Origin of the sequence: Agriterribacter sp. (assembly GCF_035444585.1) — a bacterium.
GTDB lineage: Bacteria > Bacteroidota > Bacteroidia > Chitinophagales > Chitinophagaceae > Agriterribacter.
Genome location: NZ_DAOMOZ010000151.1, coordinates 1 through 10,398 on the forward strand (window position 1 = coordinate 1; position 10,398 = coordinate 10,398).

General features: G+C 44.9%; 5 protein-coding genes. 2 read left to right on the forward strand and 3 right to left on the reverse strand.

The window, feature by feature from the left end:
- The coding region (locus PLH26_RS15180; protein WP_324586879.1) for a SusC/RagA family TonB-linked outer membrane protein at positions 1–2,889 on the reverse strand (2,889 nt) is incomplete at its 3' end.
- 100 nt (positions 2,890–2,989) lie between these two features.
- The gene (locus PLH26_RS15185; RefSeq protein WP_324586880.1) at positions 2,990–6,337 is read right to left on the reverse strand and encodes a DUF5107 domain-containing protein; all 3,348 of its coding nucleotides are present in this window, start codon (positions 6,335–6,337) and stop codon (positions 2,990–2,992) included.
- Between the two features lie 15 nt (positions 6,338–6,352).
- Between PLH26_RS15185 and PLH26_RS15190 the strand changes: the two genes are divergently transcribed.
- Complete coding sequence (locus PLH26_RS15190) at positions 6,353–7,342, forward strand: AraC family transcriptional regulator (protein ID WP_324586881.1); 990 nt, start codon at positions 6,353–6,355, stop codon at positions 7,340–7,342.
- A 199-nt stretch (positions 7,343–7,541) separates the two neighbouring features.
- On the opposite strand, the gene PLH26_RS15195 is transcribed toward PLH26_RS15190, so the two are convergent.
- Positions 7,542–8,771, reverse strand: coding sequence for a M14-type cytosolic carboxypeptidase (locus PLH26_RS15195; protein ID WP_324586882.1), 1,230 nt, complete (start codon positions 8,769–8,771; stop codon positions 7,542–7,544).
- Positions 8,772–8,989: 218 nt separating this feature from the next.
- Between PLH26_RS15195 and PLH26_RS15200 the strand changes: the two genes are divergently transcribed.
- Positions 8,990–9,826: a PIG-L deacetylase family protein gene (locus PLH26_RS15200; protein WP_324586883.1), complete on the forward strand. Its 837-nt coding sequence runs from the start codon at positions 8,990–8,992 to the stop codon at positions 9,824–9,826.
- Positions 9,827–10,398 lie beyond the last annotated feature (572 nt).

The following is a 10,398-nucleotide window of genomic DNA, read 5'->3' on the forward strand; positions in this document are numbered from 1 at the left end:
CCAGTTTTTTATTTCATCGGCACCAACCGAGCCCGGCACGATCCGCGGATATTGTGCATCAGGATTATCAGGTGTCCAGGACTTTCCATAAAAATATTTCAGCGGCTCCATCCATACCTGCCATAGCGGTACGCTGATCTCTCCCGTTCTTACCCCGCTGCGTTTCCCAACGCCCTGTATAAAAATATTCAGGTCGAAATTCTTATAGGATAACCCGATATTGGTTGAGTAGGTGTACCTGGGCATTAAGTTACCTAAGTATACCAGGTCTCCGGTAGTTCCTTTTGCCTGGTCGCCAAAAGCAGTGATTTTTCCATCTCCGTCAACGTCCCTGAACATTACATCGCCCAGGTCAAGCTTGGAAGGCACATTGCCTGTTTGCTTATAAGCGGCCAACTGCTCGGCGTTTTGAATAATGCCATCGTACTGGTAACCGAAATAAGAATTCAACGAATAGCCTTTCCTTGCAAAGATCAAACCTTCTCCAAATGAATCGTTCCCTCTCAGCTCAACCAGCTTGTTTTTGCTGTCGCTGATGATAGCAGTAACGCTGTACCTGAAATCTCCCATCCGGTCATTCCATCCTATAGAGAAGTCCCAGCCCTTGGTTTCCAGCTTACCTAAGTTCCGCGATGGAGCGGCTCCTCCTAATGTTGCAGGCAGCTCATCATTCACCAGCATATTGTTATTCCGCTTGATGTAATAGTCAAAGCTTCCTGCTAACCTTGAATTCAGGAATGAAAAATCAACACCGATATTCCTTGTTTCAATGGTTTCCCATGTGCGGCTTTCCGATGCAATGTTGGAAACCGCGCTTGGTAATCCCACTATGGGCGAGCCAAGCGGATAATTACCGCTGATTGTGATCAGGGGAATATAATCATAGTTTCCAAAGCTCAGTTCCTGGTTGCCGGCGCGTCCCCACGACAACCTTAGTTTAAGATTGTCGAAAGTGTTCATGGATTTCACAAAGTTCTCTTCTGTTAAATTCCAGGCCACTGCAACGGATGGAAATAAGGCGCTCCATCGTTTATTTTTTGCGAACTTGGAGCTGCCGTCCATCCTGGTAGTAAAGTCTATCAGGTATTTCTTGTCAAAAGAATAACTCAACCTGCCAAAATAGGATTGTAAAGCCCAGTCGGATGCACTGCCGGTGAAATTGGCATATTCTGTTTTTGATCTGTCTGCAAGATTTAATGTGAATATTTCATTGCTCACAAAATTGTAACCGGTTACAGACTGGCTTTGATAATCGTTCACTTCACGGGAAGCACCTGCCATTGCATTAATCCGGTGTTTGCTTCCTATGGATTTGTTATAGTCAAGGTATGCGGTATAGTTCTGGTAAAAGTTCTTCGAGTTAGAAAAGACAGCCCTGTTCGGCACGTTCACTACATCAAAATCGCTTCCATCCCAATTGTGCTGGGTGAATGTGGGATGCACTTCCTTTCCGTCATTAAAGTCTAACATTACACCAACCTGTCCTATCAGCTTTAGTCCTTCAATCAATTCCAGGTTGCCTTTTATATTGCCGGTTAACCTGTATTGGTTCGTAGTGTTTTCCCCGCCCTCCGCGAGATACTGAACAGGGTTCCTGAAGCCACCCTGGTACTTGTAATACTGACCTAAAGGATTGTATACCGGAACATAGTTCCCCATTTGATTGACAAAGTACAGCAGTCTGCCGGTTTCGGTTGGCTCCACCGTTGGCTGGCTTTCAAAGCTGGTTCGTGTTTCAATGCTGAATCTTTCAGAAAGCTTATAATCGTAGTTCATTCTTACATTATATCGTTCAGAATGGTTTATTCCGTGTTTGAATATCCCTTCGTTCTTTTGGTATCCCAATGAAAGAAGGTAAGCGCTTCTGTCGCTGCCGCCGGATATGCCAAGATTATGCATTTGCTGAAGGTCGTTTCCATATACGTCTTTGTTCCAGTCGTGGTGCTGATAAAACCCCGGATAATTTTCCAGGTATATCAGCCAGCCTGTTGGGTCGGGTTCAGCATTGGCCCTGATCTTTGCAAATACTTCTTCGGTAACGCCCGGCTGGCCAACATTTCTCATACCCTCATCATACATTTCGGCATATTCTAAGGTATTGGTGCGTGTTTTTAAATATTGAGGCTTTTTTATTCCTATGTTTCCCGAATATGAAATAACGGGAGGACCTTTTTTCCCTTTTTTGGTAGTAACGATGATCACACCATCGGCAGCACGCGCTCCGTAGATGGCAGCCGCAGCATCTTTCAATATAGTGATGTCTGCAATATCATTTGGGTTGATAAGATTGATGTCCCCGGGAATACCGTCTATCAGGATAAGCGCCTTGTTACCGCTAAGCGAAGATGCGCCCCGTACATCTATTGCATACCCCTCACGGCCGGGTTTGCCGTTATTCCTGGTAATTGTTACTCCCGGCAAAGCGCCCTGCAAGGCATTCATGGCGTTGGTAAGCGGCCTGGTCTCGAATGTTTTGCTGTCAACTTTAGACACGGCACCGGTCAGTTCTCCTTTTAATTTGGTACCATAACCGATCACTACAACTTCACTGAGCCTGGTATCTGACGGATAGAGCGTTACATCCAGGGTTTGACCGGCGCCCACTTTTATTTCTTCTTTCTGGTAACCCACAAATTCAAAAACGAGCACATCATTTACAGAAGCAGCGATTGAAAAATTCCCATTGCTATCTGTGGTGGTCCCGGCACCGGGATTTTCTTTAACCGTTACCGACACGCTCTGTAATGGATTGTTGTTCTCATCTTTAACTTTCCCGGTAATTTTTTTTTGTTGGGCCAATAAGTAAACCGGAAAAGAAAAGAGAAGAAAGAAAAAAAACAGTTTCATGTTGCCGGAGAAACAACTCTTTCTTACAGCAATGTATCCCATATAGCAAGTTTTAGTTAATAAAAAAAATAAATCGTGTAATCAAATTTACTATGCTCCATATGTGTTTGAATGGATCATTATCCGACTTTGATGGACTATTCTATGGTTCCGTTATAAATAAATACTTCAGCATGTGTTTGTGTACAATAGCTCCTGAATGATTAATATCTAACTTCAATACTTCGTTGAAAAATTTTTCCGCTTTTTCAGCATGAACGTGTCCAAGGCCCAAATAACCAAGCCCCTGCAGATACAGGCAGTGTATTTTATTGCGGAGATCAAGGTCTGCGTCAAAAACAAGCAGGTCAGGCAGCGATACTGCGAAATAATCTATATGAACCTTATCGTTGATATGATTTTTACCAAAGTCAATGAGCCTGGTAAAAATTTGGGTTGCCTTCTGCTTTTCTCCCAGCTTACACCATCCAAGCCCCTGGTAAATGATCTTATCGGGTTGCGGATCATTATAAAAAATTGCCTGAACCGGTTCGGTCATCCCTTGTGTTGCTTTTATAAAGAAGCTTCGGGCTGTTTCTGCATTACTCAATTTTTCATAAGCCAGCCCTTTCAGGTAAAATATATCATTTTCCTGCGCACCCGATAGCTTCCCTTCGCTCAGATTTTCAGGATAGTGCCCGGCCTGGTCAAGGAGCTCAAGCGCTGATCGGGCATTCCCATCTGCGAGTGCCTGCTTTGCCAGTTCAATACAGGCAAGCATGTATTGTCCTACCACTTTTCCTTCGCCACCTTCCCACGGATGAAATTTATATTCAGCAAGGAGGTTCCTGGCGGTTTGATATGCTTCAAGGTGATTGTAAAGCACTACTCTTTCGAGATACAGATCATCTCTCGATCCTACAAGGGAAAGGTGAGTTTCAAGGAGCGACAGTCTTTCCCGGTGGGGCTTGTTAAGTCTCTTATACAACTGATCCAGTTCCATCAATACCCTGGCGTCGGTAGTATCCAGGGAAAATGCTTTCTCTAAGGAAGCAAGGGCTTTTTGAGGATCGTTCAGCTTATTATAGTAGGCGAGCGACAGGTTGCGGTGCACCGTAGGAAAGCTGTCGTCGATCTGAACAGCGCGTTCCCAGCATGCAACAGCCTCTTTGTACTGGCGCCTGTCGTACCAGAAATTTCCCAGCAGGTAAGGCGCATGCATATCCTCGGCATTTGCACGTTTTGCTTCTTCAAGAACAATTACATCTTCTATACGGTTGGGAAAGCAATAGTCGACGGATAAGGATGTCGCTTTGCAATAATATTCATTGCACTTTTGCTCATTCCCGCGCCGGGATTCAAACCAGCCCAGGTAATAAAAAACCATGGGATAGGGCTTTTCCGCATGGGCAAGGTAGATTTCAAAAAATTCAATGGCTTCGTCATATAGTCCGGCATGGGCGTAATCCAGGGCGTACTCTATATAATTATGCACCCAGTTGCGGCTAAGCCCGCAGAGCTGCTCTTTTGCTTCGTTGGCCAGTTGCGGGTTCTGATCCCGGAACAGGATATTTTTTTCAAACAGGCAGCCGAAATTGAACGGATCCAGTCCAATGGATTCCTCAATCAGCGCAGCAGCTTCCTGTATGCTACCCTGCTTACGGAGCAATACAACTTTGAGGTGACGGGCTGTGTGGCTATGGTAATTTCTGATCAATGATCTTTCTATTAATTCAAGCGCCTGTTCAAAGTCTTTATTGCCGGCTGCAATTCGTGCAAGATTAAGGTATCCCGCATGCTGCCACGCATCATTCCATACACTTTTATAAAAACATGCAAAAGCCTCTTCATGCTTACCCTGCAGTTTGAGCGACCAGCCGAGGTTATAATAAGCTTCTCCGTCATAAGGATTTGGATTGCGCTGCGTAAGCGTTTTTACCGCGGCACGGAAATAAGGCTCTGCTGCTTTGAACTGCCCTCTTCTAAGCAGCCACAATCCCAAGGCGTTATTGCTCCGCGTATCTGAGGGGTCGCGTTGAAGCGCTTCCTCGTAATAGTCGGTAGGCATATACGTTGCATGGCGATATTGCTCCAGGTGCAACCCGGTTAAAAAAAGCTGCTCATTGTTCTCAACGTCAGCGGGCTTTTTGGCAGCCTGCGCAGGCGGCGGAACAGGCTGCTCCGTATGTTTTTCCTTTTGATAGCTTACCAGCTCTTTGCCCGAAGAAAGGTCTGTGATCAGGAGCTTTATGGCTTCCGGTAATATGCCGTTCCTGAGTGTTATTTTTTTGAGATAAGGATTTTCCGGAGAAGATGAAATGGTTTCAGTGAATATATATGCTTCATCTTCTACCAGGGCTACTTTAATTTTTTCGTATGCCGAGGTTACGTACAATTTGATCTCTGCCTCGCTTCCCTTTATTTCAAGGTTAACCATCGCTTCTTTTGTTGCATTTTTTACTACGCCAACCTCGCTGTACGGCATGAAATATTGTACAAAGGTTTTTTCCTCGTAAGGTTGTATCCACGAAAAGTCGGGTTGGTTATCAGTAAAAACGCCCGTCATTAACTCTATATACGGACCGTCTTCATCTGTGAGGTTCGCATCCCAGGTGCGGCCGAATTCGCCATTGCCCCATGTCCATTGCTTTTTGCCGGGGGCGATGTGATGATCTGCTACATGTAACAGCCCGCCTTTGCTGTCGTGCTCATACCCGCCCATGAAATTGTACCTGGAGCTTACTGCCATGTAGGAAGTGGGCACAGGAATATTTTTATACCTTGAGATGTCGGTACCGGGCGCATAATTTACTTTATAATAAACACCTTTGGCTATAGGGAAAGACGATACATCTCTTTTACCATGATCAAAAACGGCATGAACATCAGGCGGGAACACAGATTGATAATGGTCGTTGACTTTTACCGCCGGGTTAGCCCACCATAAGAAGGTTTGGGGGAAAGGCGTTCTGTTGTATATGTTTCCTTTTACCTCAATATATGCTTTGCCGGGATACAGGGTAAAGCCAGCCATACCTTTTGTGCGGAACATCCGCTCTACTTCGTTTACCCATATTGTTTTGCTGCCATCGGGGTTTTCAATAATGGTATGATCAACCGGCTCAAACGTAGATGGCCGGTGGTGCTGGGGCCAGTTGAATTCAATGCCCCCGGAGATCCATGGGCCGGTAAGGCCTACAAGCGCCGGTTTAATGACATGGTTATAATAAACAAAGTGCCGGTTTTTTATTTTGTCGAAAGCCATCTGGATGCGGCCCCCTATCTGGGGAAGTATCATTACCCTGATATATTTATTCTCAATAAAAACCGCTGTGTAAGCTTTATCTTTTTTTACATCGCAGATCTTCTCGATCACGGCATGAGGATAAACCACTCCGCTGCTTCCCTGGTAAACCCGCTTTTCCAGGAACATCGGGTTTTTCTCGGGTTGTCCTGTTTCATATGTTGGAATGATAACCTCTTCTTCCCAAACTTTTACTGTGTCAATCATATAACAACTGTAATTTTGAATGATTATCTTGTCAAAGTAAATGATCTTTCAAAACCGTACGATGGAGTAAATGAGGGTTATGATGGACTATTATATGATCAAAAGATTGCTATGATTCCGGATGTCACCAGGAAAAAAGAGGGATTCAGCGGACAAAAGGCCATTGTTTTGCCCAGGAAAGTGCTCTCTGAAAGATGTGCTAAAAATGATATCATCGGCACATTGTATATTACAGATATAGGTTACTATCCAAAAGCACGGCATCATTACCGCGAAAGAAATACAGGTGCAGAGCAGCACATCCTCATTTATTGCCATAAAGGATATGGCAGTATGGTTTTGAATAAAAAGAGGCTTGAAATTGAGCCGGGCGATTTTTTTATAATATCGGCAAAGAAGCCGCATGTTTATATGGCCGATGAAAAAAATCCATGGAGTATCTACTGGCTCCATTTTAAAGGAACGGTTGCCGCTCAAATTGTTGCTGTAATCGAAAAAACCATTGGTTCCAAGGGATTTTTAAAGCATAGCGAACAAACCATCAGCCTTTTCAAAGAAATGTATGCACAATTGGAACGCGGCTACGGCAGGGATAATCTTATGTATGCCAATATGTGTTTATGGCATTTTCTTACAAGCATTATGTACAATGAAAAATATGCCCCGCCGGGCGATAGGGAAGTAAAGGACGAGCTCAATGTAGCCATTGATTTTATGAAAAAGAACATTTCGGAAGTGCTCACTGTAGAGAAAATAGCGGCGGCGGCCAATCTCTCCGTCTCGCATTTTACTTATTTATTCAAGAACAAAACCGGCTTTACGCCAATTGAATATTTCAACCATCTAAAGATACAGCAGGCCTGTCAGTACTTATTGTTCACGGAGCTCCGGGTAAAAGAGATCTCCTATGAACTGGGCATAGATGATCCTTACTATTTCACAAGGATGTTTACCAAAGTCATGGGCATGTCGCCAAACACCTACCGTGAAAAGCGTATACACTAGGAACGTTTCCGTTGCGGTTACCATGCCGGTGAATGATTTTATGTTATGGACCCCTTTTTTACCACTTTCACGTTGCGGAGCAGCGTACGCAACGGGGATTTCTTTGCAGGCTTTGCCCCTTTACACATTCCGCCTGCCACCATGTGTACCGGCATCGACGAACATCCGATCAGGCAGGCATGGAATGCTCAAACACCTTTCATTTGCTTTTTAAAAAATAATCTGTAATGCCCAGCGCTATGCTTTTGCCGTAATCACAATAGTCATTTATAGTGAGGTATGGCCCATTATTAATTCTTGATTGCGGGATTTCAAAAGTGCCTGAAGGAATATTAAATTCTTTTGCCAGGCAATCATTCAGCGATCCCGGAAATTCCATAGGAATATACTCCAACGGCCAATATTTACTGAGATGCCGCGTGAGACCAGTCAACATATCTTTGGGCGCATGCAGGAGGTTCATTGAGCCTTGCTGTCCCTGGCTGTGAATATCTAATGCAAGGTCAATATTTCGTCCGGAGCTTCGCCAGTCGCGGATCCATTTTTTCACGCAGGCCACTTCCGGTTCAACAGGCAGGTGAGGCGTATCGGTAAAATCATCATCCCATTCCTGGTTCAGGTCTTCATAGTTGGCATTGAACCTTGTTATGCCATGAAAAATGCCGTCGGGGTTCATCATCGGGATGATCTTGTAAATGGTGTTTTTTCTTACCATAGCGGCGTTCTCATCATCCGACAGCAGGAGGTGAAGAAGCCCTGCCACCACGTAGCCACCGCAGTATTCACCCGCATGCTGTAGTGTGGTAATAAACACTACTTTCTTTTCAGTATCGGGTACTGCAGTATCTGTAACCGTTAGTAAATGAATTTTTCTGGACTCGTGTGTTGCGCCTAAAGTTTCAATGGCTAAAAATGGGTTATCGGCAACCGAATCAATCAACGCCAATCCCTGGCTGTAGGAAAACGGGTGTGCATATGCTATCCACACGGAATCTTGTGTGAACAGGTTTTGAAAAGTAAGAGTATGAGTTTTTGGATCGTAATGCACATCACTAATTCTGCCCCAGCTTTTTTGATCATAGGAGTAAACAGGCTGGGTCCCTTTGGTATAAATGAGGTGCGGACCTCCCCTGTAAATACCAGCCAGACTGTCTAATGTAATGGTGATATCTTTGTTTGCTACATTGTTCAATTTAAAATAAAACCAGTAATACTGATCATCGGTGCTGCTCTTTTGTTTCCGGTGTATGGGCCAACCGGTGAGGAAATTAGGCTTTGATTCCCACAAGGTATCGATACTGCCTGAATCGAAGTTGCTGCTTACTGCTACAGGTGATGAGTTGGCAGCATGACTGTTTTTGGCAAGCCTGCAATTAACTCCTTGCAGTGCAACAATAACCGTTATGTAAAAAAATATCCGTAAGTCCATGTCGTCAAATGTACAGGTAATGCAAAAGCGGTTTTTTACCTATTTCGCCTGTTCATTAACGTATTTTGTACAAAATAGGCTATTACTTTATCCAAATGGATGAACAGTTGATGTGCGGATGCATTTAATTTTGAACAGAAAGCGCTTTTAATGCAGCGCCTGCGGAGCAGCGTTGGCAAAGAATTTAAATGGGCTGCGTTCACCATAAAATAAAACAAATGAGAAATTATTTCTTCTGTGCAATATGCTTTTTGTTTTTTGGCTGTGGTAATGAGCAAAACATGCTTTCGGAAGCTGAAACAAAAAATGATGCTGTACCCAAAACCGTCATGGCGGTTTTCGCGCATCCCGATGATGAGCTTGATGTGAGCCCGCTACTGGCCAGGCTGGCATCGCAGGGGCATCAGGTATATTTGACCATTGCTACCAACGGGAATATGGGGGTTCGGCAGCATGCTCAAATACCGGCAGGAGATTCGCTTGCGCATGTAAGGGAAAGGGAAACGGAATGCACCTGCAACACGCTGGGTATAAATCCACCCGTCATGCTTGGTCTGGACGATGGGAAACTGTCCAACTGGGATGCATTGGCGGCTTTGAGAAGAAAATTAGACAGCGTCTTTGTGATCTATAAGCCGGATATCGTTATTACCTGGGGGGCGGAAGGTGGTTCGGGACATCCCGACCACAGAATGGTGGGCGCGGTAGTAACAGAGCTTTTTCAGTCTGCTCAGTCTTCGTTCCATATCGGAAAACTATTTTATACGGCTATTCCTACGGAGCACTGGAAAAATGAGCCTCCGTACCAATCAGAAGAGCAAACGGGCTATCACCGGATTTATAAATCAGTTGACAAAAAATATCTCCCCGTACGGATATGGTGCAGTGAAGCAGAAAACAGGATCGCCAGGGAAGCGATGCGTTGCAATGTGTCTCAATATCCTCCCAAAGAATTAGACGACAATGAGCTTTGGATGACCCATATGAATAAGGATACCGTTTATTTAAGACCTTATACGAATGCAGGGTACATAAGCGATGATATTTTTAAGTGAGAGAAAGATATGCCACAAAGCCACAAGGAATGCACAGCCGGCAAGGTGGACTACACCTGCATTAGCGGACGGTAGCTCATCAGCGGCCTGACCCTTCTGCGACGGGTACCGGCTGCTTTACGGATATGGAGATATGCCACAAAGCCACAAGGAATGCATAGCCGGCAAGGTGGACTACACCTGCATTAGCGGACGGTAGCTCATCAGCGGTCTGACCCTTCTGCGGCGGGTGCTGACCGCTTTACGGATATGTGCCTGCATTGACCCTGAAAGGGCCTAACGTTTATAACTATACGATGAAGAGTATTACGACCCTGAAAGGGTCGAACAAAATCTTTGTATATATGCGGCATTTCTACTATGAAATAGCGGATGATAGTTCCGTCAGCGGTCTGACCCTTTTGGGGCGGGTGCCGACCGCTTTACGGATATGTGCTTGCATTGACCCTGAAAGGGTCGAACAAAATCTTTGTATATATGCGGCACTTTTACCAGGAAATAGCGGATGATAGCTCCGTCAGCGGTCTGACCCTTCTGCGGCGGGTGCTGACCGCTTTACGGATATGTGCCTG

What these genes read in the sequence shown, in the direction of transcription:
- PLH26_RS15195 (WP_324586882.1), bottom strand. Translation starts at nt 8,771, where the DNA reads ATGGACTTACGGATATTTTTTTACATAACGGTTATTGTTGCACTGCAA.
- PLH26_RS15200 (WP_324586883.1), top strand. Translation starts at nt 8,990, where the DNA reads ATGAGAAATTATTTCTTCTGTGCAATATGCTTTTTGTTTTTTGGCTGT.
- PLH26_RS15185 (WP_324586880.1), bottom strand. Translation starts at nt 6,337, where the DNA reads ATGATTGACACAGTAAAAGTTTGGGAAGAAGAGGTTATCATTCCAACA.